We start from the raw sequence: 23003 nt of genomic DNA, 5'->3' as shown, positions 1-23003 counted from the left end.
GGCTCAGGACGCCGTGGGCCCGACCTCGCCCCGCCGGTGCACCCGGGCGGCGAGCACACTGCCCAGGAGGCCCGCCAGCAGCCCCCACAGCACCGCGAGGCCGAGCGCCGTCCACAGGCGCGGCCGCAGCGAGACCTCTCCCCCGAGGGCGCTGCCGAGGTCCAGGAAGTCTCCGATGCCCAGCAGTGACAGGCCGTAGTGCGCGGAGAGCCGGGCGACCAGACAGATCATCAGCACCGTGAGGGTGAGGCCGACGGCCATGTGCACGGCGTGCTGCCAGGGCCGCACCCGTGCGGGTGAGCGGACGGCCATGAGGAACGCGGCGGCCGGCACCAGAACCACGGCGGCGACCAGCAGCCACCAGGCCCGTCCGTCGTGCTCGGTGAGCGTACCGAGATTGAGGGTGGAGATGTCCCGCGTACGGAGTACCTCGTCCAGCACGCGCGGCATCGGCAGCCCGAAGGGCCCCTCCACCTTCCCCTCCCAGGACGCGCCCATGCCCACCGTGAGGGCGAGCCAGGCGAGGTTCGGCAGTCCGAGGAGGATCACGGCGAACGTCTCCGCGCGGTGGCCGTGCGTCACCACGACGACGAGCGCGATGACCAGCGCCAGCGCGACGTACGCGAGCAGCAGCGCCACCATGGCGAAGGCGGCCGGGCGTACGGGCTCCTGGTAGCGCACCAGGCGGGCGGGGAGCGGGGCCCGGCGCGACACGAGCAGGGCGAGGATGAGGAGGCCCGCCAGCCACAGCAGTCCGAACACAACGGTGAGGGGGATGTCGGTCCGGAACCCGACCTCGGGTGCGGCGTCGTCCAGCAAGTCGTCGAGGAGGCCGTCCGTCGGATCCCCCAGCGGGATCCGGAACGTGTGCCGCGCGAACAGCGAGACAAGGATGAGCGCGATGGCCCACAGGACCGCCAACCGGGCGGCTCGTCCGGCGAGTTCGCGGGTGCTGGCGACGGCCCGGTGCCGCAGTGGCCGCAGGAAGAAGGTGGCGGTCGCCAGGGCTCCGGTCAGCGTCACCGAGAGGGGCAGCGCCGAGAGGTCGGCTCTGGTCTCCGCGATCGCCCCGGCGCCTCCGGAGATGTCGACGGAGCCGCCCACCGCCATCACGACGACGGCTGCGACGACGCGCCAGAACCCGCCACCCGGCAGGTCGGTCGCGCCCGCGGCCCACAGGCCGAGAGCCGCCGTGACGGCCATGGCCGCCAGGCCGGCGAGCGCCGCCACAAGGGCGTCACGCCAGAGGTGTGCGGCGCGCGTCGCGCCCTTTTTGTCGCTGATCTCCTGCTGGCTCACGCTGCCACGCTAAGCACGGGACGGGCAGTCCGCCGCCGGGGAGGGCCGACTGCGCCGGCTTGCGGGCCGTACGGGTACAAGGCACACAATAAGCACTCAGAGTGGTAAGAAGACTACGAACTGGGACCAATCCCTACGTTGGGAAGAATGCCCGTGAGTGCCCAACCGCCGCCGTCCGGCCGCCCCACAGGACCCCCCTCCGGCCCGCTCTCGGGCCCTTCTCGCCCTGGTCAGCCCGGTCAACCGGGTGAACCGGGTGAACCGAGTCCGCCGCCCCCGCCCGAAACACCGTCCGGCCCCCCGAGCGGCGGCGGTCCGGGTGGCCCCGGCGGTACGGGCGGTACGGGCGGACCCGAGGGACCGGGCCGCGCCTGGTGGCGGTCGGTACCGCGGGTCGCGGCCATCGCCACCCTCCTGGTGGCCGCGGTGGTGGTCACCATCGTCCTGACGCGCCCCGACAGCACATCAGTCGCGGGCGGCGAGGTCTTCCTGGAGGCCGCGGGCTCGTCCGGGCCCGATCCGTACACCGAGTCGACGGCGAGCAAGACCTCGGCGTCACAGCCGCCGACCCCACCGCCGAGCGTGCGGCCGACCGTATCGCCGACACAGACCAACGTCACCCGGGCGGTGGAAGGCTCGGATCCCGGCGTGTACGGGGGAACCCGGAACGTCGCCAGCTGCAACGTGGAGAAGCAGATCTCCGCTCTCACCTCTCAGCAGGACAAGAACAAGGCGTTCGCGTCCGTCCTGGACATCGAGCCCACCGGCGTACCCGCGTATCTGCGGTCGCTGACCCCCGTGCAGTTGCGGATGGACACCCGGGTCACCAACCACGGCTACCGGAACGGCGCCGCCACGCCCTATCAGGCCGTACTGCAGGCCGGCACGGCCGTTCTCGTGGACGACCGCGGCGTGCCGCGGGTGCGCTGCGCGTGCGGCAATCCGCTGCTCCCGCCGGTCCGTATCGAGGGCCCGGCCAAGCGGGTGGGCAACCCGTGGCCCGCGTACCGGTCCACGAACGTCGTGACGGTGCAGCCCGCGCCGAAGGCGGTGGACGAGTTCGTCCTGTTCGACCCGGAGAGTGAGGACTGGTTCGCCCGCGACACGGGCGACACGGGTAACAAGGACAAGAAGACCGCGCCGCCCACCAAGGAGACGGATTCCCCCTCGCCTTCCCCGGACGAGTCACCGAAGACCGAGTCACCGTTGACCGAGTCACCCGCGTCGGAGCCGCCGACGGAGGAGCCGCCGTCGCCCGAACAACCGCCCACCTCCGAGCCGGCCCCCGACTCCCCCGCCCCCGAGTCGCCCGCGCCGGATTCCCCGGCGCCCGAGCCGCCGGGTCCCGACTCTCCGGCCGCCGGGGGCACCGGGTCCGCGCTGCCCGGTCCCGCCTGACGGTTTCGGCGCCGGGGCCCTACGGGTGAAATTGACGACGTGCCAGCCGCCGGTCGCACATCCGCGCCGCGCGCCTGATTGGCTCCCCGGCAGGAGGCCGACGGGCCGCCGCACGCGATTGTCGACCGGAGGAACGTCGCCATGACGACGATGGATACCGCAGGACCGGCCGGCCCGGAGCCGGAAGAGAGCTACGAGGACGAGCTTCCGGTCCACCCCCACCGGCGGGGCAGCGTCGTCATCAAGTGGCTGACCACCACCGACCACAAGACGATCGGTTCGCTGTACCTGACCACGTCGTTCATCTTCTTCGTCATCGGCGGGGTCATGGCGCTCCTCATGCGCGCCGAACTCGCTCGTCCCGGCACGCAGATCATGTCGAACGAGCAGTTCAACCAGGCGTTCACGATGCACGGCACGATCATGCTGCTGATGTTCGCGACACCGCTGTTCGCCGGTTTCGCGAACTGGATCATGCCGCTGCAGATCGGCGCGCCCGACGTGGCGTTCCCTCGGCTGAACATGTTCGCGTACTGGCTGTACCTCTTCGGCTCGACCATCGCGGTGGGTGGCCTGCTCACCCCGGACGGCACGCCGGACTTCGGGTGGTTCGCCTACTCCCCTCTGAACGACTCGGTTCATTCGCCGGGCGTCGGCGCCGACCTGTGGATCATGGGTCTGGCCTTCTCCGGTTTCGGCACGATCCTCGGTTCGGTCAACTTCATCACCACGATCATCTGCATGCGCGCGCCCGGCATGACGATGTTCCGGATGCCGATCTTCACCTGGAACATCCTGCTGACCGGTGTGCTGGTCCTGCTCGCGTTCCCGGTGCTGGCCGCGGCTCTCCTGGCACTGGAGGCGGACCGTAAATTCGGCGCCCACATCTTCGACGCCAGTAACGGCGGAACGCTTCTCTGGCAGCACCTCTTCTGGTTCTTCGGCCATCCCGAGGTGTACATCATCGCGCTGCCGTTCTTCGGCATCGTCACCGAAGTGCTCCCCGTCTTCAGCCGCAAGCCCCTCTTCGGTTACATCGGTCTGGTGGGCGCGACCATCGCGATCGCCGGTCTCTCGGCGACGGTGTGGGCGCACCACATGTTCGTGACCGGCGGTGTACTGCTGCCGTTCTTCTCGTTCATGACCTTCCTGATCGCGGTACCGACCGGTGTGAAGTTCTTCAACTGGATCGGCACCATGTGGAAGGGCTCGCTGTCCTTCGAGACTCCGATGCTCTGGTCGATCGGCTTCCTCGTCACGTTTCTCTTCGGTGGGCTGACCGGCATCGTCCTGGCGTCGCCCCCGCTGGACTTCCACGTCTCCGACACGTACTTCGTCGTCGCGCACTTCCACTACGTCGTGTTCGGCACCGTCGTCTTCGCGATGTTCGCCGGATTCCACTTCTGGTGGCCGAAGTTCACCGGCAAAATGCTGGACGAACGGCTGGGCAAGATCACCTTCTGGACACTGTTCGTGGGCTTCCACGGTACGTTCCTGGTGCAGCACTGGCTCGGTGCCGAGGGCATGCCGCGCCGTTACGCGGACTACCTCGCCGCCGACGGCTTCACCGCTCTCAACACCGTCTCCTCGCTCAGCTCGTTCCTGCTGGGCATGTCGCTGCTGCCCTTCTTCTACAACGTCTGGAAGACCGCGAAGTACGGCGAGCCGATCAAGGTCGACGACCCCTGGGGCTACGGCCGTTCGCTGGAGTGGGCGACCTCCTGCCCGCCGCCTCGCCACAACTTCGTCACGCTCCCCAAGATCCGTTCCGAATCCCCGGCGTTCGACCTGCACCACCCCCTGATCGCCGCCATCGACCAGGCTCACAACCGCCCCGACGCTTCCGCGACAGTGGCGCCGGGAGACAAGCAGGGTTAGGACGCCGTCCGGGTACGAAAGGAGGAGCGAGAAGCGTGGAGCCCGAGATGGAAAGCGATCGCGGCCTGGCCCAACTGGAGGGCTACCTCCTGTGGAATGCCGAGGTGGCGGAAGCGCGCCGCCATGCCGACCGCTTCACCGAGCAGTTGCCGTGGCTGACCACCGCGCAGCGCGAGGATGTCGAACGGGTCTACACGGCCGAGCGGCTGGCCGCCTCGCGCGCCATGCTGGTTCGCATCGCGGCTCGCGCGACCACGCTGCGCGCCGAGTACACAGAGCGCTACCGACAGCTCAAGACGCGCTGCGTGGCTGTGTCCGTCCTGTGCGCCGGTGCGGCGAGCGGGGCGTGCGCCGCCGTCACCTTGCTCTTCCGGTAATGCCCCCGATGCCCCGCCCGCGCGCCCACGCGACGTAAATAAATCCGTTGCGGCCCGAGAACGCGGCCTGCTGTACTGCCGCATACCAGTCGATTGCCCAAGGAGCCGAAATGCGCGGAACGTTCATGTCCACCCGGAAAGGAATCACCACTCATTCAGAGGACATGACACTTCGTGCACACGTTGAACCTGGGAATTCTGGCGCATGTAGACGCCGGTAAGACAAGTCTGACGGAGCGACTTCTCCACGCCGCCGGGGTGGTCGACGAAATGGGCAGCGTCGACGACGGAAGTACCCAGACCGATTCCCTGGCCCTGGAACGGCAGCGCGGCATCACCATCAAATCCGCCGTCGTGTCGTTCGTCATTGACGACGTCACGGTCAATCTCATTGATACGCCGGGCCATCCGGATTTCATCGCCGAGGTCGAACGGGTACTGAGCGTGCTCGACAGCGCTGTGCTGGTCGTGTCCGCCGTGGAGGGCGTGCAGGCGCAGACCCGGTTGCTCATGCGTACGCTCCAGCGGCTGCGGATCCCCACGATCGTCTTCGTGAACAAGATCGACCGCCGTGGCGCCGATCACGAAGGCGTACTGCGGAGCATCTCCGGGAAGCTGACCCCGTCGGCCGTCGCCATGGGGTCGGTCGGCGGGCAAGGCACCCGTGGCGCTTTCCAGACGCCGTTCACCGCCTCCGATACCGGCTTCACCACCCGGCTGGTCGATCTGCTGGCCGACCACAACGACGCGTTCCTGGCCGCGTACGTCGACGACGAGGCGGCGGTCTCGTACCGCGGGCTGCGCGGCGAACTGGCCGCGCAGACCAAGCAGGGGCTGGTACATCCGGTGTTCTTCGGCTCGGCGATCACGGGAGCGGGCGTGGAGTCACTGATCGCCGGCATCAGGGAACTGCTGCCCGCGGCCGAAGGCGGTACCGAAGGACCGGTCTCGGGCACCGTGTTCAAGGTCGAGCGCGGGCCCGCCGGAGAGAAGACGGCGTTCGTCCGCATGTTCTCGGGAACGGTGCGGACGCGGGAGCGGCTGCCGTTCGGCCAGGGTCAAGAGGGCAAGGTCACCGCGATCAGTGTGTTCGACCGCGGCTCCGCCGTCCGCGCGGCGTCGGTCGCTGCCGGTCAGATCGGGAAGCTCCGGGGGCTCGGCGATGTCCGGATCGGCGACTGGATCGGCGTATCACCGGACAGGTCGACGCGTCACCACTTCGCTCCGCCGACGCTGGAAACCGTCGTGGTTCCCTGCCGTCCGGCGGACAAGGGCGCACTGCACCTCGCGCTCGCGCAGTTCGCCGAGCAGGACCCGCTGATCAACCTTCGGCAGGACGACATCCGGCAGGAAGTGTTCGTCTCGCTCTACGGCGAGGTCCAGAAGGAGGTCATCCAGGCGACGCTGGCGGACGAGTTCGGCCTGGACGTCACGTTCCGCGAGACGACGACCATCTGCGTGGAACGGCCGGTCGGCAGCGGTGCGGCCTTCGAGATCATCGACAAGGAGCCCAATCCGTTTCTGGCGACGGTCGGGTTGCGTGTCGATCCGGCGCCGGCCGGCGCGGGCGTGGAATTCCGGCTGGAGGTCGAGCTGGGGGCCATGCCGTTCTCGTTCTTCAAGGCGGTCGAGGACACCGTGCGTCAGACGCTGGGGCAGGGCGTTCACGGATGGCAGGTCACCGACTGCGTGGTCACCATGACGCATTGCGGTTACTGGCCGCGACAGAGCCACTCCCACGCCGTATTCGACAAGAGCATGTCGAGCACCACCGCCGACTTCCGCAACCTGACTCCGCTGGTCCTGATGAGCGCGCTGTGGCAGGCCACCACCCTGGTGCACGAGCCGATGCACCGCTTCCGCCTCGACGTACCGGCAGACACCCTCGGAGCGATCCTGCCGGTGCTGGCGCGACTGCGGGCCGTTCCGCGGACGCAGGAGGTGCGGGGCTCGTCATGCCTGCTGGAGGGGGACATTCCGGCGGCTCGCATGCACGAGCTCGATCAGCGGCTGCCGTCGTTGACGCGCGGGGAGGGCGTCATGGAATGCGCCTTCGACCACTACGAGCCGGTCCTGGGCCCGGCCCCGGTCCGTCCCCGGACCGACTACGACCCGCTCAACCGCAAGGAATACCTGCTGAAGGTCGTACGGGGGACGGGCGGACGGCGGGAGGGCGTGTGACCGGCCGCCCCGTTTCACCCGGTCTGTTCTGGGGACTCGAAGGGAGTCCGCCTGGTCCGGAGCACGGTAACGACGAGCAACGTCACGGAGTGCCTCATGAACGAGACAACAGGGCTGCGGGTGGTCGTCACAGGAGCCACCGGAAATGTCGGCACCAGCGTGGTGCGCGCACTCGCGGACGATCCACGGGTCGGCTCGGTCCTGGGCCTCGCGCGCAGGGTGCCCGAGCTGACCCTTCCGCGCACTGAATGGGCCGCCGTGGACCTGGGCGAGGACGAGAACGGCGACGGGCTCGCCGGTCACTTCGCCGGCGCCGATGCCGTGGTCCATCTCGCCTGGCGCTTCCAGCCGACCCACGACCCGGTGGTCACGTGGCAGACGAACGTCCTCGGGTCCATCAGGGTCTTCAAGGCGCTCGCGGTCGCCGGAGTGCCCGCACTGGTGCACGCCTCCTCGGTCGGCGCGTACGCGCCCGGGCCGAAGGAGGCCCCGGGCGTCGACGAGTCCTGGCCCACCCACGGCTGGCCGGACGCCGCGTACTGCCGCGAGAAGGCCTACCTCGAACGGGTGCTGGACACCTTCGAGTACGAGCACCCGCACGTCCGCGTCGTCCGCATGCGTCCCGCGTTCCTGTTCAAGGAGACGTCGGCGAGCGAGCAGCGGCGTATCTTCGCCGGACGTTTCCTCCCTGGCCCCTTGGTACGGCCCGACCTGCTGCCCTGGGTCCCCGACCTGAAGGGCCTCGTCCTCCAGGCGCTGCACACCGACGACGCCGCCGAGGCGTACCGGCAGGCCGTACTGCGCGAGGTCAGCGGAGCCTTCAATCTGGCCGCCGACCCGGTCGTCGACGCGCGGGTACTGGGCGAACTGCTGGAGGCGAAGGTGGTGCGGGTGCCCACGGGAGTGGTCCGCGCCGCGCTGGCGGCGGCCTGGAGTGCGCACCTCGCGCCCGCGTCGCCGCACCTGTTCGACGCGGTGCTGCGCCTGCCCGTCCTCGACTCGTCCCGGGCGCGCCGGGAGCTCGACTGGCAGCCGCTGCGTACGTCCACCGACGCGATCCGGGAGTTCCTGGACGGCGTACGCAAGGGGAGCGGCGAAGAGACGGCGCCGCTCGCGGGCCGCAAAGCGAGCTAGCCGACAGCTGGACCACGACTAGACGACAAAGGGCGCTAAAACCCCCATTTGGGTAAGATATCGGCAGGACGCTCGTACGACGGTTCCCCCAGCGCGTCGAAGGAGCCTCATGTCCAGCCGCCTGCGTACCCGTGCACCCGAATCCGACTCCGAATCCGACTCCACCGCATCCGGCTTCCGGCCCCCTGGACTGGCCGATCTCCCGGACATCCCGGATCCGCACACGCTCCGCACGCAGGACGCGCGCACCCTCTCCGACTCCTTGTTCGAACGCCTGGCGGCACTGAAGGAGGGGACGCCGGAGTACGCGTACGTCCGCAACACCCTGGTCGAGATCAACCTCAGCCTGGTGAAGTACGCCGCGTCGCGGTTCCGCAACCGGAACCAGCCCATGGAAGACATCGTCCAGGTGGGCACCATCGGGCTGATCAAGGCCATCAACCGTTTCGACGTCGGGCGCGAGGTGGAGTTCCCCTCCTTCGCGCTGCCGACGATCGAGGGCGAGATCAAGCGCTTCTTCCGCGACAACAGCTGGGACGTCCGGGTGCCGCGCCGGCTCCAGGAGCTCCGGATCGACATCGCGCGCGCGTCCGACATCCTGGAGCAGGGGCTGGGCCGGGAGCCCACGTCCGCCGAGCTGGCCGCCCACCTGGGCGTGGACGAGGGCGAGGTCCGGGAAGGCCGGCGGGCGGCGAACGGCTACAACGCCCGTTCCCTCGACGCGGTCTTCGAGGACGCTCCTGTCGGCTTCGCGCAGTGCTGCCTGGGCCAGGAGGTCCGTGCGTACGACACCGTCGAGTGTGTCGTGGCGCTGAAGCCGCTGATGACCACCCTTCCCGAACGGGACCGGATGATCCTCACCATGCGGTTCGTGGAGGAACTGACACAGCGGGAGATCGGCGAGCGGATGGGAATCTCCCAGATGCAGGTGTCCCGGCTGCTCACCCGCATCCTGACGACACTGCGCGAGGCACTCCTCGCGGAGGACGACGGCCGGCCCGCTACGCCCCCCGCCGCCCCGGGCCACGTGGCGCCGCCACCTCCACCCACACCGTCTTGCCGCCACCCCGAGGCAGCGAGCCCCAGCTCCGGGCGAGGCGCCGCAGCACGATCAGGCCATGCCCGCCCGGCACGGCCACGCCCGACGGCCGGGGCTTCGGATGCACGGGGCTGCCGTCGGTGACTTCGATGCGCAGCCGGTCGGCCGTGCAGTTCAGTACGAACTCCCGTGGCCCTCCGGCGTGCAGACAGGCATTGGTGACCACCTCGGACACCAGGAGAAGCACATCGTCCACGACCGCCCGCTCCTCTTCGCTGCCGGCGGGAATCCACTGCCAGTCGGCCAGCGCCTCCCGGCTGAATTCACGGCAGCGACCCACAACGTCCTCGGTGCCGCACAGGGTCAGTCGACGCGTCTGGCCCCGCGACTGGAGGACGTCACTCAGGACCATGACGCACCCCCTGGTCTTGGTTGAGGTCTTCGAGTGAGCCTTTGGCCATCGGGTGCCCCAAAAGTCTGGTTTTACCCCCGGTTTTGCCCGCCGCCCCCGTCGCCGTATGCGCGGGCGTCGCCGTCCACCGGAGCGAGCTCGTAAAGGAGTTGCTGGGACTCCGCGACCAGGCCCCCCAGCGACGTGGCCGTCTCGCTGTCCTGCTCCAGCAGTTGCCGCTTCAGCCGCCCGTGCGCGGCCCAGGCGGAGTCGAGCGCGAGCGCGCGTTCCTCCCGCGCACCCCCGCTCCCGTCCCGCCCTTCGAGGACGGCCCGGTCGGCCGCACACACATCGCCCGCAGCCCGCAGGAGATCCGACAGATGCGCCAGGACCGGGTCCGGCAGCGGCCTCAGCATGGGCGTCTCGCCGACCGTACTGGCGAGGGTGCGCGTGAGGGCCACGAGCGGGTCGGCGATCCGTTCCCAGGCCTGGTCCCACTCGGTCGTGGGCAGCGCGGGGCCGGTACGGCGCAACCGGCTGCCCGGGTTCAGGCGGTAGCTCTCGCGGGTCCACAGCCGTGCGTCGCGCAGGTCCCCGAGGATGGCCGTGACCCGCCGCGCCCGGTCGTGCCAGGCTTCCGCCTGCTGGCGCCCGTACCCCTCCCGCAGGCCGTCGGCGATGGTGTGCAGGAGTTCCTCGCCTTCCGAAGGCAGCCTGCGCAGGGACTCCCGGACGCTGCGCAGGTGGACCGGGGGAAGGATCAGCGCGTTCACCGTGATCCCGATGACCGCGCCGATGGCCGACTCGAAGAGCCGGTGCAGGACGTCGAGGCCCGAGTGGGACCCGTACGCCAGCACGAAGAGCGCGGTGGTCGGCGCGTACAGGCCGTGCTCACCGAAGCGCGCGTAGTTGCCGAGCAGGACGGTGACGGGCAGCACCAGGACCATGGCGGTCATGGTGCTGCCCGTCAGATTGGCCGCTCCCGCCGCCAGCACGGTGCCCAGAGCGATGACGATGAGCTGCTGCACCCCGGACCGCAGCGAGCGGTAGACAGTGCTCTGTACGAGTACGACCGCCGTCCAGGGAGCCATCAGGGCCATCGGTGCCTGCCACCACCAGCCGGTCAGCGCCCAGGCCGCGGCCGCGGCGCCCGCCGCCTTCAGGGACTGGGTGACTACGTCGCGCTCGGGGCCGGGACTCGCGATCGCGCGGCGGGCGGAGCGCCCGATCGCCGACGCCTCCCAGGACAGCCACCGCCACATCCGGCCGAGGGCGGCACCGCGGGTACGCGACTGTTGCTCACTCTCGCTGCCTGCCACTGACGCCTCCGCCGACCGGTGCCTACGACGGCGCACGCGTTCCCGGATCGGCGCCGTCCAACCGTGTCCTCAGCAGGGCGACCGGGCTGTCGTCGAGGTGTTCGAGCAGGTCCGCGGGGTCCTGGTAGACGGCTGCGGCGCCCGCGTCCTCGAGGTCGCGCTGCGGGATGCCGCCGCACCGCAGCGCCACACTCAGTACGCCCGCCCGGGTGGCGGCCTCCATGTCCCACACCGTGTCGCCGACGAACACGGCACGGTCCGCGGACACCCCGGCCAGCTCCAGTGCCCGCTGAACCGGCTCGGGGGCCGGCTTGCCCTCGCCGACGTCCTCGGAGCTCGCGGTGGCGGTGATGGCGTCATCGGCGTCGATGGCACGGCGCAGGGCGTCGAGTTCCCCGCCGCTCGCCGAAGTGGCGAGGACGACGCTCCAGCCCTGCCCGGCGAGGGTCCGCAGCAGCCGGCCTGCCTGCGGCAGGGCGGGCAGCCGGTCGGAGTAGGTGGCGTACAGGGTCTTGTGCGCGGCGTTGATGGTGTCGTCCTGGCTCGTATCGCGTCCGTCTCCGAGCAGATGGGCGATGAGGTCGTGCCCCGACAGGCCGACGGCCCGGTGGATGTCGTGCATCACGACGTCGTGCCCGGCCTGTCGGAACGCCTCCCACCAGGACGTCACATGCAGATGGTTGGTGTCGACGAGCGTTCCGTCGACATCGAAGACGGCCGCGCGGTCCATGTCGCCGTTCCTCCCTTGCCGAGCGAATGCCCGGCAAACCGAACGGGCCGCGCAGCCGGAGCGGCGCGGCCCGTCTTCAGCACCTGTTCAGCACCTGGGTTACTTGTTGGGCGACTTTTTGACCCGCTCGCCGGTCCTCTCGACCGTTTCCTGAGCCTTGCCCCTCAGCTGCTCACCGCGGCCTTCCGCCTGCATCTGGCCGTCGTCGGCGGCCTTGCCCGCGGCTTCCTTCATCTTGCCCTTGACCTGCTTCGCCTTCGCCTTTGCCTTGCTCACGAGGTGTTCCTTCCACAGGGATCCAGACGTAACTGGACTTGGCTCAACCACCTTGCGCCGGTCACCGCGTGCCTGCAATCCGAGGAATGTCTGTTACGTCCAGTCCATTCAGCCGGGCGGCTCGTCCGGGGCCGACCCCTGCTCGGCGTCGGTCGCGTGTTCGCGCCCGTCCCGGGTGCCGGTGCCGGCCTCGTCCGCCGGGTCCTCGCCGTCCAGCGCCTGCTGATCGGGCAGGTCCCTCGGCACGGGCTTGCCGGTCTCTTCCGGGTCTTGTGTCCGCGGGTCGTTCATGGGTCCTCCCTAGGCTCGGCAGAGGCAGAAGGGGTGGCCGGCCGGATCGGCGTACACGCGGAAGCCGCGCTGCCCGCCGTCGTCGTCCACGTCGAGCGGGGTGGCGCCAAGAGCGAGTACCTGCGCCTCGGCCGTCTCGATGTCCGGTACATCGAAGTCCAGATGCATCTGCTGCGAGTTCTCGGCCCGCGGCCAGTCCGGCGGCCGGAAACCCGGCGCGCGCTGGAAGGCGATGCGCACCCCGCCGGGTACGTACAGGTCGTACCAGTCCTCGCTGTCCTTCTTGACGTCGCCGCCCAGCACCGCGGCGTAGAAACCGGAGAGTGCCTGCGGATCCGGACAGTCCACGGCCACGAGGCAGTACTTCGCGATGGCCATGCCGACCTCCTTGCTCGGGATTGCGTCCCACCCCAGTACCCCTCCAGGGCCGCCTGAACCGAACCGCGCAAACCGCAACATTTTGATAGGAAGGGGTAGTGGAGCCAACCAGCCAGCAGGAAAACGCGCACAGCTCTGTCCTCACCCTTCACATCAACGGCACTCCCCACACGCTGTCGCTCGACCACCGCACCACCGTCCTGGACGCCCTTCGCGAGCACCTGGACCTCACCGGCGCGAAAAAGGGGTGCGACCACGGCCAGTGCGGTGCGTGCACCGTGCTCGTCGACGGCCGGCGTGCCAACAGCTGCCTGCTCCTCGCCGCCGCCCACAACGGCGCGCGCGTCACCACCGTCGAAGGCCTCGCCGACGACGAGCGGCTGCATCCGGTCCAGGAGGCCTTCGTCGCGCGGGACGCCCTTCAGTGCGGCTACTGCACGCCGGGCCAGATCTGTTCGGCCGTCGGGATACTGGCCGAAGCCGCCGAAGGACACCCCTCGTACGTCACCTCCTACCGGCACTCTCCCGGCGCCCCCGCCGCTCTCGACCCGGACGAGATCCGGGAACGCATGAGCGGCAACATCTGCCGCTGCGGCGCCTATCCGAACATCGTGGACGCGATCGGGGAGGTGGCGTCGTGAGGCCGTTCGCGTACTTCCGGGCCGAGAGCGCCGAGGAGGCGGTCGGCGCCTTCGCCGGCCATCCCGGCGCGCAGTACCTCGGCGGCGGCACCAACCTCGTCGACCTGATGAAACTCGGGGTCGCGACCCCGGACCTCCTCATCGACGTCAGCCGCCTGCCGCTGGACGGCATCGACGAGACGCCCGACGGCGGGCTTCACATCGGCGCGACCGTACGCAACAGCGACCTGGCCGCCCATCCGACCGTGCGTACGCGCTACGCCGCCCTGTCTCAGGCCCTGCTCTCCGGAGCCTCGGGACAGCTGCGCAACATCGCGACGACCGGCGGGAACCTGCTCCAGCGCACCCGCTGCACGTACTTCCAGGACATCTCGAAGCCCTGCAACAAGCGCGGGCCCGGCACCGGATGCCCCGCCCGCGAGGGTTTCCACCGCGATCTCGCGGTGCTCGGCCACTCGGCGCACTGCGTCGCCACCAACCCCTCGGACATGGCCGTCGCGATGGCCGCCCTCGACGCCGCCGTTCACCTGCGCGGCCCGCAGGGCGCACGCACCGTCGCGGTCACGGACTTCCACCGGCTGCCCGGCGACCGTCCCGATCAGGACACCGTCATCCGGGCGGGCGAACTGATCACCGGCGTGACCCTCCCGCCCGTCCTGCCCGGCACTCAGTGCGGCTACCGCAAGGCCCGCGACCGCGCCTCGTACGCCTTCGCGCTCGCCTCCGTGGCCGCCGTCCTGCACGTGGAGGGCGGCGTCGTCCGGGACGCCGCCCTCGCCTTCGGCGGGCTCGCGCACCGGCCCTGGCGTGCCCGCGCGGCCGAAGAGGTCCTGCGCGGAGCGCCCGCCACCGAGGAGACGTACGCCCGGGCGGCCGACGCCGAACTCGCCGCGGCCGAGCCGCTGCGCGACAACGGCTTCAAGGTGCCGCTCGCCCGCAACCTCGCCATCCGTGTGCTCGCCGACCTCGCTTCCCGTACCTGAGAGGGACGTGACAAACCGTCATGACGCACGCACAGACCCCGCTGGGTACGCCCGCCGTCCGCGCGGAGGCCCGCGACAAGGTCACCGGCGCCGCACGCTACGCGGCCGAGCACACGCCGCCGGGCTGCGCGTACGCCTGGCCTGTGCCCGCCACCGTCGCGCGCGGCCGGGTCACCGCCGTGCACGCCGACGAGGTACTGGCTCTGCCGGGCGTGCTCGCCGTCCTCAGCCACGAGAACGCGCCCCGCCTCAAGGAGCCGGACGACCCGATCCTGGCGGTGCTGCAGAACGCCCGCGTCCCGCACCGCGGCTGGTACGTCGCGCTGGTGGTCGCCGACACCCTGGAGAACGCCAGTGCCGCCGCCGAGGCGCTGCGCGTCGAGTACGCGAGCGACGAGCACGACGTACGGCTGACCACGAGCCACCCCGGCCTCTACACACCGGAGGAGGCGAACAGCGAGGTCCCCGCCGTCCGGGAACGCGGCGACTTCGACACGGCCTATCCGGCGGCTGCCATCCGGATCGACGCGACGTACACCATGAGCGCGCTGCACAACCACCCCATGGAGCCGCACGCCTCCACCGCCCGGTGGGACGACGGACATCTGACCGTGCACGACTCCAGTCAGGGCTCCGGCAAGGTACGGGACGCCCTGGTCCAGGTCTTCGGGCTGGAGAAGCGGCAGGTCACCGTCGTCTCCGAGCATGTCGGCGGCGGGTTCGGTTCCAAGGGCACCCCCCGTCCGCAGGTGGTACTGGCCGCCATGGCCGCGCGGCACACCGGGCGCCCGGTCAAGCTGGCACTCCCCCGCCGCCAGCTCGCGGCGGTCGTCGGCCACCGCGCGCCCACCGTGCAGCGCGTGCGGCTCGGTGCCGGCGCCGACGGGGTGATCACCGCGCTCGCCCACGAAGTCGTCACGCAAACGTCGACGGTCAAGGAGTTCGTGGAGCAGGCGGCGGTTCCGGCCCGCGTCATGTACACCTCGCCCCACAGCCGAACGAGCCACCAGGTCGCCGCGCTGGACGTGCCGTCTCCGTCGTGGATGCGTGCTCCGGGCGAGGCCTCCGGGATGTACGCCCTGGAGTCGGCCATGGACGAACTCGCCGTCGCCGCCGGGGTGGACCCGGTGGAACTGCGGCTGCGCAACGAACCGGACACCGAACCCGACAGCGGCAACCCGTTCAGCAGCCGGCACCTGACCGAGTGCCTGCGGGAGGGAGCGCGGCGCTTCGGCTGGGAGCGGCGCGACCCGCGGCCCGGCATTCGCCGCAAGGGTGACCTGCTGCTCGGCACCGGGGTCGCGGCGGCCACCTATCCCGTACTCGTCAGCCCGTCCACCGCCACCGCGCACGCCGCCGCCGACGGCACGTACCTGATCCGGGTCAACGCCACGGACATCGGCACCGGGGCCCGGACCGTGCTCGCCCAGATCGCCGCCGATGTGCTGGGCGCCCCCCTGGAATCGGTGCGGGTCGAGATCGGCAGCAGCGACCTGCCGGTGGCTCCACTCGCGGGCGGTTCGTCGGGGACGGCGTCGTGGGGCTGGTCCGTACACAAAGCGTGCGTGCTCCTGGCCGAGCGTCTGCGGGACCGTCCCGGCGGCGTGCCGGCCGAGGGGCTTACCGCGGCGGAGAGCACCGAGCAGGAGGTGGCGGAGGCGGAGGAATCTCCGTACGCGCGGCACGCGTTCGGCGCCCACTTCGCGGAGGTCCAGGTCGACACGGTGACGGGAGAGGTCCGCGTACGCCGCCTCCTCGGCGTCTACGCCGCCGGGCACATCCTCAATGCCCGTACCGCACGCTCGCAGTTCATCGGCGGGATGGCCATGGGAATCGGCATGGCGCTGACGGAGGAAAGCACCATGGACCTTGCCTTCGGGGACTTCGCGGAACACGATCTGGCCTCGTACCACGTGCCCGCGTGCGCGGACGTGCCGGCGATCGAGGCGCACTGGGTGGACGAGGACGATCCGCACCTGAACCCGATGGGCAGCAAGGGCATTGGTGAGATCGGCATTGTCGGCACGGCGGCGGCCATCGGCAATGCCGTCCACCATGCCGTGGGAGTACGGCTGCGGGATCTGCCCCTGACGCCGGACAAGCTGCTGCCGTATCTGCCGGCCTCGGCCGGCGGGGCATGAGCGGCAGATCGCGGGGAAGAAGGCTGTCAGCGGCGCGCGGCCACCGGAACCAGGCGTGGCTCGCCGTCAAGTGGCAGGAGAATCAGATGCTGGCTTTCGCGGCGGCGGTGGTGTTCATCATCGCCTTCATCATTCACGCGACCGAGACGTCGACGGAAGCGATTTTCGGACCTACGAGCCTCATGCTCGTCGGGCTCGCCCTTCTCGCCCTGCATGTGGCGGGTGTGGGCGCCGGGTGGTCGGCCCGGGGGCGCCGACGCTGACGCCGTGCCTTCGAGGGACCGGGTCCGTTTGTCGCATGCAGCCGGGGGCACTCGCCGGAAGGATGGATTCCTTCAGATGGGTTTTCTCATGGGCACACCTCCGAACGATCCCGTTCCGCCCACCCCGACCCCCGCGCCGGGTCCCGGGCCGGCGCCAGGGCCCTCGCCCGGTCCCGTGCCCGCACCCGGCGGGCCCGACCCGGTGCCCCCGGCCCCGCCCCAGCCCGAACCGGACCCGCCTGCGCCGGTCCCGCCGCCGGAGCCGAAGCCTCAGCCGGGCCCGCTGCCGGGGCCGGTCCCGCATCCGGAGCCCGTCACGTGAGGTGAGTCGAGCCGAGTGCAGACAAGCCAGAGCCCCCGGTGGCGTCCGGGGGCTCTGGCTCAGCGACTCCGCTTCGGGGGCGCTTACTGCCGGCCTGTCGAAGTTCACCCGTTCGGCCTCACGTATTGGGTGCGGCGGCGCTCACGTCGCCGAGGGCCGAATCGGGGTCGCGCTCGATCGCCAGGTCGCCCAGGGAGACGATGCCCACGGCGGTGTTGCCCTCGACCACCGGCAGTCGGCGCAGCGAATGTTCACGCATCAGCCGAATGGCGTGGTCGACCTCGTCGTCGGGTGTGACGGTGACGAGGTCGGGGCTGCAGACATCCCGCACCGTCGTCTCGCCGGGGTCCTTTCCTTCGGCGAGCACGCGGACCACCAGATCTCGGTCGGTGACCAGCCCGCGCAGTTCGTCGCCCTCGGCGACCAGTACCGCGCCGATGTTCTCCTCACGCATCCGGTGCGCGACCTCGCTCACTGCCGTGAGCACGCCCACGGTGACGGGGGCGCTCGTCATGATCTCGCGAACTTGTTGCGCCATGGCGGAGTCACCCGTTCCCGGTGCCGCGCCCAAGGGCACTCAGAATTTTCCTGTCCTGCCCGTGATCGTTCATAACTCGCTCCAGTTGCTGCTCCGGCAACCGTGTCCGGTCGGTGTTCACACGTCCCTTCCCTTCGCGGGTGCCCCGGTCCTGCCGAGGTAACCGGAGGGCTGACGTCCCTCACGTGTCGCCCAGGTGTCGTCGTTTCTACGGACCTCGGCAGGGCACTCGTATCTCTCTCGTTCGATTTCGGAGAAGGGGTGAATCCCGTGCCGGGAGAGCAGGAACTTCCGTCGACTCTGGAGCGGTCCGCCAAAGAGGCACAGCGCACCTGGATCAAGGCGCACGACTCCGCCGTCGAGGAGTACGGGGAAGGCGAGCGCGCCCACCGCGTGGCCTTCAGCGCGCTCAAGCACAAGTACGAGAAGGTCGGCGATCACTGGGAGCGCAAGGAGAAGGAGCGCAAGGGCCCGTCGGATCCCAGGGCGGCGCGGCCGCGCCAGGTGGGCGGGCGCAGCGGCGAGGGCGTCGACGAGCAGGCGTCGAAGCAGCATCTGTACGACCTGGCCAAGCGGCTCGGCGTCGAAGGGCGTTCGAAGATGACCAGGGCCGACCTGCTGGAGGCCGTTCGCAAGGCGAACCGTTCGAAGACGCGCCAGGCCCGGACGTAATAGACAACCGGACGTAATTGATTCGGGTGATTTCGGGCACTTGCCCGATATGAACACACCACACAACCCAGATCCCGAGCCGGACCGGACTCCCGGCCTCGAACCGGGCGGCGCAGTACCTCCCGGAGAGACGCCGCCCGCCGAGGCGAGTACCAGTTCCGGCACCGGTCCCCGCGTCGAGCCGCCGCGTGGCTGGTCGAAGGGCCCGCTGATCGCCATCGGCATCGTCGTGGTGCTGTGCGCGGCCTTCTTCCTGGCCTTCGCGGTGATCATGTAGCCGCGTTCTCAGACAGCCGAAAGCCGAGATCTCAGGGACGGCGCCAGGAGTCGTCGTCGAGGTGGGAGCCCGCCATGGGCCCCATGCGCAGCATGCCGCCGTCCACCGCCCACGAGGCTCCCGTGACGTACGAGGCGTCCGGGCCCGCGAGGAACGCGATGACGGAGGCGACTTCCCGCGCGTCGCCAGGACGCCCCAGGGGGATGCCACGGCGCACCTCGGTGCGTACGTCCGTGTCCTCCTGTCCGGTCATCGGTGTGGCGATCTCACCGGGAGCGACAGCGTTGACCGTGATGCCGTATTCGGCGAGTTCCAGTGCCATTACTTGCGTCATGAGCCCGAGACCGCCCTTCGCCGCGCAGTAGGGCGCGGCGCCGACGCGGGGCTGGGTCTCGTGGACCGAGGTGACATTGACGATCCGGCCACCGTCACCCTGCTCGATCATGCGGCGCGCCGCCCGCTGGCTGCACAGGAACGGGCCGATCATGTCGACGTCGACGACCTGGCGGATCTTCGCGAGGTCAAGTTCGAGGAACGGCTCGGCCGTGCCGGTTCCGGCGTTGTTGATGAGGACGTCGATACGGCCGAGTTCCCCGGCCAGCCGGTCGATCACCTGGGCCGCGTCGGGCAGCACCGTGAGATCCATGGCCGCGACGGCCGCGCGGCGGCCGTGCCCGCGCACCTCTTCCGCCGTCGCTTCCGCGCCTTCCCGGTCGGTGTGAAACGTGATGCCGACGTCCATGCCCTGCGCGGCGAGGCGGACGGCCGTGGCACGCCCGATCCCCGAGTCCGCGCCGGTGATGACGGCGACTGGCGATTGTCCGTTCTCAGGGCTGGACATGGAGACGATCCTTCTCGTGTGCTTCTCGTGTGCTTCTCGCGAGCGGTGCGGACGGGGACGGGACGGGGACGGATCAGGGCCAGGACGGTTCCTTGCGCGGTACGACGACCAGCTCGGACACCGCGCTGCCGGCCGGGACGGAGAGGGCGTACAGCACCGTGTCGGCCACGATGTCCGGGCTCTGCAGCATGGAGACATCGGCGTCGGGGAAACGTTCGAGGATGAACGGCGTCTCCATGCCGCCCGCGATGATCCCGGTGACGCCGATTCCCGGGCAGTCCCGCTGCGCCTCCTTGAACAGGGTGTGGGTGAACGCGCGCAGGCCTGACTTGCCCGCCGCGTAGGGGCCGGCCTCGGTCCAGGTGCGGTTGGCCGCCGTCGAGAGGATGTTGACGATGTGGCCGCCGCCGCGGGCGACCATGCGGCGGTAGGTCTCCAGGCACAGGTACACGGGTCCCAGCAGGTTCGTCGTGATGACCCGCGTCACCTCGTCGGCCGACAGGTGCTCGATGGGCTTGGAGACGTCCACGGCCGCGTTGTTGACCAGGATGTCCACCGTCTGCCCCTCGGCCTCCAGGTCTGTGAAGACCTCCGCGACCGCCGCTGCGTCGCGGACGTCCAGCTCGACGAACCGCGCGTCGCCGCGCACCGTTCCGGCCAGTTCGTTGCAGAGGTCCCGCGCCAAGTCCTTGCGCAGGTCCGCCACGAGTACGGACGCCCCGGCGCCGGCCAGCCTGCGCACGATCGAGGCCCCCAGCCCCCGCGCGCCGCCGGTCACCAGTGCCTGCTTGCCGTGAAGGTCTACCTGCACTCCGCTTTCCATACCGCTGCCTTCCGTTGCCCCACGTTGCCTCTTTTGTGCTCCGTGTCTCACTGTGGGCCCGGCGACCGTCTCCGGCACGCCGGATTACGCCGTCGCGCCGCCGCCCGCGGGCTGTGGCCGCGCTCACGCCGCCGGACGTACGGGCGGCTGTGCCCGGGGCCTGTGAGCAAGCACACCAGAAGTGCCGGATCCCTTGCGCCCCAAGGAATTGCCGGCCACGGCGGCACCCCCGCGTGACGCTCCTCCCAGCACCGGCAGAACCGGTCTGCCACGATGGTCCAGGCCGTGCCCCGGAAGGACTCTCCGCCTCGCCAACAGGCGTCATGAGTCCCCCGACGAGCGGCACAGCCCAGCCAGACCCGGTGGAGCGGCCGCGCAGAGCAGCCGGTGTTCGAGCTTCCGCCGTTCCGCCGCTTGAGCCCCCCGGCTCGTCTCCGAGTGACTCACTGTGTCTTCTTTGCCCGCGGGCCCCGCGCCCGCCCCTGCCCTTGCCCCTGAGGCCGCCGCTCCCGCCCGGCGGCTGCGCTTCGTCCGTCCCGCGAAGAGCGGGGCGGACGACCACTCGCCGTGGCGTTCGCTGAAGTACCGCAGCATGCGCTGGTGGTCGGTCGCGAACTTCGTCTCCAACGCCGGTACCTGGATGCAGCTGACGGTCCAGAACCTGCTCGTGCTCCAGATCACCGGGTCCGCAGCCGCGACAGGACTGTCCATGTCCGTCCAGGCGGCTCCCGGTCTGCTGATGAGCGTCGCGGGCGGCGCCGCCGTCGACCGGTGGCCCCGCAAGGTGACCGCCGCCGTCAGCCAGGGGTTTCTCGGCGCCGTCGCGTTCGTGACGGCCGTCCTGGTCGCGACGGATCAGCTGAACCTCGCGGTCCTGATGGCGCTGGCCGCCGTCACGGGGCTCATCGCCACCGTGGACGGACCGGCCTGTGCGCTGCTGGGCAACGACCTCGTCCGTACGGAAGACGTCCCCTCCGCCATCGGCGTGGGCTCGCTCGTCCACAACGCGGGCCGCCTCGCCGGTGCCGCTCTGGCCGGTATCACGGTGGGCTTCCTCGGCACGGCCGCCGCGTACGCGGCCAACGGTCTCTCGTTCCTCTTCGTGGCCTCCGTCATCCCCTTCCTCCGTCCGGTGCACAAGTTTGTCCGGGGTGCCAAGACCGCACCGAAGACGCCGCGTACCCCGCTCGGGAAGAAAGACACACGAGACATCGGGGGCACGGACCACGACAACGACATGACCGTGCGCCAGGGCGTCCTCTACTTCATGCGCCGCCCCCGGCTGGTCGCGCTCGCGGGGATCACCGGCCTCAGCGCGGTCTTCGGACGGAATTACGGGCTCACCCTGGCCGTACTGGTCACCGGGCCGCTCGCCGGCGGCGCCGGAGCGTTCGGCACCGTCTCCACCGTCCTCGCCGTCGGAGGCATCGTCGGCGCGGTCCTCGGCGCCCGGCTGCGCAAGCCGTCGGTGCGGCTTGTGGGCACGCTGGCGGCCGCCGGCGCCCTGCTCCAGGTGGTGGCGGGATTCTCGCCGTCACTCGCCGTGCTGCTGGTGCTCGTCCTGCCCATGGCCGTGGTGGAGTCGATTTCCGACACCGCCGGGACGACCGTGCTCCAGACCGACCCGCCCGCCCACATGCGGGGCCGCGTCCTCGGTGTCTGGGGCACCATCAAGACCTCGTGGGGTCTCGCGGGACCGCCGGCGCTCGGCCTCCTGATGGAGCTGGCCGGGGCGCGAGGCGCCCTCGTGTCGGGTGGACTGATCATCGCCGGGGCGATCGCGGCCGGGTACGTGCTCCGCCGCCGACGGACAGCGACGACCGTAATGCTGCGTACGGAGCCGGCTGTCGTGACCGGGCAGCTGCAGCCGTCCCTGAGCACAGCCGCCTGATACCCGTCCCCTGACGGCTCAGGACGAAATCTCCAGCAGCCGGATACGACGCTCCACCCTCGGCGGCACCCGTCGCCGGCGGGCCAGCGCGGCGGGCAGCCGCCGGGCGGCGTCGGCCAGGGCGAGCCGCGCCTGCGGATCGTCTCGGCTGTCCAGGGCCAGCCGCGCGGACTGGGCGACGGCCTGTCGCAGGGGCCGCCGCAGCCACGCGGTGAGCAGCTCGTTGCGTCGCATCCTTGCCACCCGGCCGGGGCGGGGGTCTGCGTCCGGGTCGTGACGGGCGACGACGCCAGGGCAGTGGGCCACCCCCCAGCCGTGCGCGTCGAGGTCGATGGCGAGCAGGTGCTCCTCACCGCCGACCCCCAGCAGCGGATGGAATCCGCCCACCTCCAGGAACGCCGCCCGCCGCACCACGGCCGCGCACGCGAGGAAGCCGAGCACCGAACGGCCTGGCAGGTCCGGTTCCTGTCCCAGCGGCGAGCTGCGCAGCGCCTCGTTGAGCGGATCGGGGGTCGCTTCCGGGCCCACGAGTGTGGTGGCGGCCACCAGCCCCAGCCGGGGGTGCGTGTCGAGTACGTCGGCGGCCCGGTCGAGGGCGCCGGGCTCCCACCAGGAGTCGTCGTCGCTGAACGCGATGTACGGCGTGTCGAGTGCGGCGGCGCCGTACGTGCGCCCGGCAGCGGCCAGGTTGCGGCCGGGCGTGAGCAGTTGTACGCCGGGGTGCTTCGCGCGCACCGCTTCGGCGGTGCCGTCCGTGGAGCCGTTGTCGACCACGGCGACCGGTGGCCGCTCGGGGAGCCCGGCCAGCCGGTCCAGGGTGCGGAGCAGGCTCGTACGCCGGTTGCGGGTGATCACCACGATGCCGGTGCGCGGCTGGTGCGCCGGCGGCCCGTCCGCCACGGTGCCGGTACGCGGGTCGT

At 70.5% G+C, this 23003-nt stretch carries 23 protein-coding genes and 1 pseudogene; 13 read left to right on the top strand and 11 right to left on the bottom strand.

The genetic code is table 11. The features are described 5' to 3' along the window. Positions 1-3: 3 nt before the first annotated feature. Positions 4-1299, bottom strand: coding sequence for a streptophobe family protein (locus ABZX79_RS04855; RefSeq protein WP_355251638.1), 1296 nt, complete (start codon positions 1297-1299; stop codon positions 4-6). 153 nt (positions 1300-1452) lie between these two features. Here ABZX79_RS04855 and ABZX79_RS04850 point away from each other — a divergent pair, with 153 nt between their 5' ends. From ABZX79_RS04850 to ABZX79_RS04825, 6 genes and pseudogenes are all read left to right on the top strand, one after another. Then, on the top strand, positions 1453-2697 hold the full coding sequence (locus tag ABZX79_RS04850) for a DUF6777 domain-containing protein (protein ID WP_355251635.1): 1245 nt from the start codon (positions 1453-1455) through the stop codon (positions 2695-2697). Between the two features lie 150 nt (positions 2698-2847). Continuing rightward, on the top strand, positions 2848-4575 hold the full coding sequence (gene ctaD, locus ABZX79_RS04845) for a cytochrome c oxidase subunit I (protein WP_355252004.1): 1728 nt from the start codon (positions 2848-2850) through the stop codon (positions 4573-4575). Between the two features lie 35 nt (positions 4576-4610). Beyond that, entirely contained in the window at positions 4611-4952 is a 342-nt protein-coding gene (locus tag ABZX79_RS04840; RefSeq protein WP_355251632.1) for a hypothetical protein, read from the top strand. A gap of 174 nt (positions 4953-5126) precedes the next feature. Further along, complete coding sequence (locus ABZX79_RS04835) at positions 5127-7133, top strand: translation factor GTPase family protein (RefSeq protein WP_355251629.1); 2007 nt, start codon at positions 5127-5129, stop codon at positions 7131-7133. 96 nt (positions 7134-7229) lie between these two features. Next, a complete protein-coding gene (locus ABZX79_RS04830; protein ID WP_355251626.1) occupies positions 7230-8267 on the top strand; it encodes an NAD-dependent epimerase/dehydratase family protein in 1038 nt (345 codons plus the stop codon). Positions 8268-8376: 109 nt separating this feature from the next. Then, positions 8377-9255: pseudogene (locus ABZX79_RS04825) on the top strand (SigB/SigF/SigG family RNA polymerase sigma factor); the annotation flags it as partial. 13 nt (positions 9256-9268) lie between these two features. Here ABZX79_RS04825 and ABZX79_RS04820 read toward each other — a convergent pair. The 6 genes from ABZX79_RS04820 to ABZX79_RS04795 all read right to left on the bottom strand — a co-directional run bounded on the left by ABZX79_RS04820 (position 9269) and on the right by ABZX79_RS04795 (position 12691). After that, the gene (locus tag ABZX79_RS04820; RefSeq protein WP_355251623.1) at positions 9269-9718 is read right to left on the bottom strand and encodes an ATP-binding protein; all 450 of its coding nucleotides are present in this window, start codon (positions 9716-9718) and stop codon (positions 9269-9271) included. A 71-nt stretch (positions 9719-9789) separates the two neighbouring features. After that, complete coding sequence (locus ABZX79_RS04815) at positions 9790-11016, bottom strand: aromatic acid exporter family protein (protein WP_355251620.1); 1227 nt, start codon at positions 11014-11016, stop codon at positions 9790-9792. A gap of 22 nt (positions 11017-11038) precedes the next feature. Then, positions 11039-11746: an HAD family hydrolase gene (locus tag ABZX79_RS04810; protein WP_355251617.1), complete on the bottom strand. Its 708-nt coding sequence runs from the start codon at positions 11744-11746 to the stop codon at positions 11039-11041. A 99-nt stretch (positions 11747-11845) separates the two neighbouring features. Further along, the gene (locus tag ABZX79_RS04805) at positions 11846-12022 is read right to left on the bottom strand and encodes a CsbD family protein (protein ID WP_355251614.1); all 177 of its coding nucleotides are present in this window, start codon (positions 12020-12022) and stop codon (positions 11846-11848) included. Between the two features lie 108 nt (positions 12023-12130). Then, positions 12131-12313 carry a hypothetical protein gene (locus ABZX79_RS04800; protein ID WP_355251611.1) on the bottom strand — a complete coding sequence of 61 codons (183 nt, stop codon included), beginning with the start codon at positions 12311-12313 and terminating at the stop codon, positions 12131-12133. 9 nt (positions 12314-12322) lie between these two features. Next, positions 12323-12691 carry a VOC family protein gene (locus tag ABZX79_RS04795; protein ID WP_355251608.1) on the bottom strand — a complete coding sequence of 123 codons (369 nt, stop codon included), beginning with the start codon at positions 12689-12691 and terminating at the stop codon, positions 12323-12325. 98 nt (positions 12692-12789) lie between these two features. Between ABZX79_RS04795 and ABZX79_RS04790 the strand changes: the two genes are divergently transcribed. The 4 genes from ABZX79_RS04790 to ABZX79_RS04775 all read left to right on the top strand — a co-directional run bounded on the left by ABZX79_RS04790 (position 12790) and on the right by ABZX79_RS04775 (position 16719). Continuing rightward, positions 12790-13332, top strand: a complete 543-nt coding sequence (locus ABZX79_RS04790; RefSeq protein WP_355251606.1) for a 2Fe-2S iron-sulfur cluster-binding protein — start codon at positions 12790-12792, stop codon at positions 13330-13332. Further along, positions 13329-14315, top strand: coding sequence for a xanthine dehydrogenase family protein subunit M (locus ABZX79_RS04785; protein ID WP_355251603.1), 987 nt, complete (start codon positions 13329-13331; stop codon positions 14313-14315). The genes ABZX79_RS04790 and ABZX79_RS04785 overlap by 4 nt, the downstream gene beginning before the upstream one ends. Positions 14316-14335: 20 nt before the next feature. After that, the gene (locus tag ABZX79_RS04780; protein WP_355251600.1) at positions 14336-16456 is read left to right on the top strand and encodes a xanthine dehydrogenase family protein molybdopterin-binding subunit; all 2121 of its coding nucleotides are present in this window, start codon (positions 14336-14338) and stop codon (positions 16454-16456) included. 86 nt (positions 16457-16542) lie between these two features. Further along, positions 16543-16719 (top strand): hypothetical protein, encoded by a 177-nt coding sequence (locus tag ABZX79_RS04775; protein WP_215133091.1) that lies wholly within the window; start codon positions 16543-16545, stop codon positions 16717-16719. A 440-nt stretch (positions 16720-17159) separates the two neighbouring features. On the opposite strand, the gene ABZX79_RS04770 is transcribed toward ABZX79_RS04775, so the two are convergent. Next, positions 17160-17579, bottom strand: coding sequence for a CBS domain-containing protein (locus tag ABZX79_RS04770; RefSeq protein WP_355251596.1), 420 nt, complete (start codon positions 17577-17579; stop codon positions 17160-17162). Positions 17580-17849: 270 nt separating this feature from the next. On the opposite strand from ABZX79_RS04770, the gene ABZX79_RS04765 reads away from it, so the two are divergent. Both ABZX79_RS04765 and ABZX79_RS04760 read left to right on the top strand, forming a co-directional pair. Continuing rightward, positions 17850-18251 carry a ChaB family protein gene (locus tag ABZX79_RS04765; protein ID WP_355251593.1) on the top strand — a complete coding sequence of 134 codons (402 nt, stop codon included), beginning with the start codon at positions 17850-17852 and terminating at the stop codon, positions 18249-18251. Positions 18252-18300: 49 nt separating this feature from the next. Continuing rightward, a complete protein-coding gene (locus ABZX79_RS04760; protein ID WP_355251590.1) occupies positions 18301-18528 on the top strand; it encodes a DUF6480 family protein in 228 nt (75 codons plus the stop codon). 31 nt (positions 18529-18559) lie between these two features. On the opposite strand, the gene ABZX79_RS04755 is transcribed toward ABZX79_RS04760, so the two are convergent. After that, entirely contained in the window at positions 18560-19369 is an 810-nt protein-coding gene (locus ABZX79_RS04755; RefSeq protein ID WP_355251587.1) for an SDR family oxidoreductase, read from the bottom strand. A 73-nt stretch (positions 19370-19442) separates the two neighbouring features. Then, a complete protein-coding gene (locus tag ABZX79_RS04750; RefSeq protein ID WP_355251584.1) occupies positions 19443-20180 on the bottom strand; it encodes an SDR family oxidoreductase in 738 nt (245 codons plus the stop codon). A 469-nt stretch (positions 20181-20649) separates the two neighbouring features. Here ABZX79_RS04750 and ABZX79_RS04745 point away from each other — a divergent pair, with 469 nt between their 5' ends. Beyond that, positions 20650-22083 (top strand): MFS transporter, encoded by a 1434-nt coding sequence (locus tag ABZX79_RS04745; RefSeq protein WP_355252001.1) that lies wholly within the window; start codon positions 20650-20652, stop codon positions 22081-22083. Between the two features lie 18 nt (positions 22084-22101). Here the strand turns inward: ABZX79_RS04745 and ABZX79_RS04740 are convergent, their stop codons facing one another. After that, entirely contained in the window at positions 22102-22983 is an 882-nt protein-coding gene (locus ABZX79_RS04740) for a glycosyltransferase (RefSeq protein ID WP_355251998.1), read from the bottom strand. Between the last annotated feature and the right edge of the window lie 20 nt (positions 22984-23003).

The sequence above is a fragment of the Streptomyces sp. NPDC002994 genome (genome assembly GCF_040611155.1).
In the GTDB taxonomy this organism is placed as follows: domain Bacteria; phylum Actinomycetota; class Actinomycetes; order Streptomycetales; family Streptomycetaceae; genus Streptomyces.
Note: the sequence above shows the minus strand (reverse complement) of the source record. Positions and strands in the feature narration are given on the sequence as shown.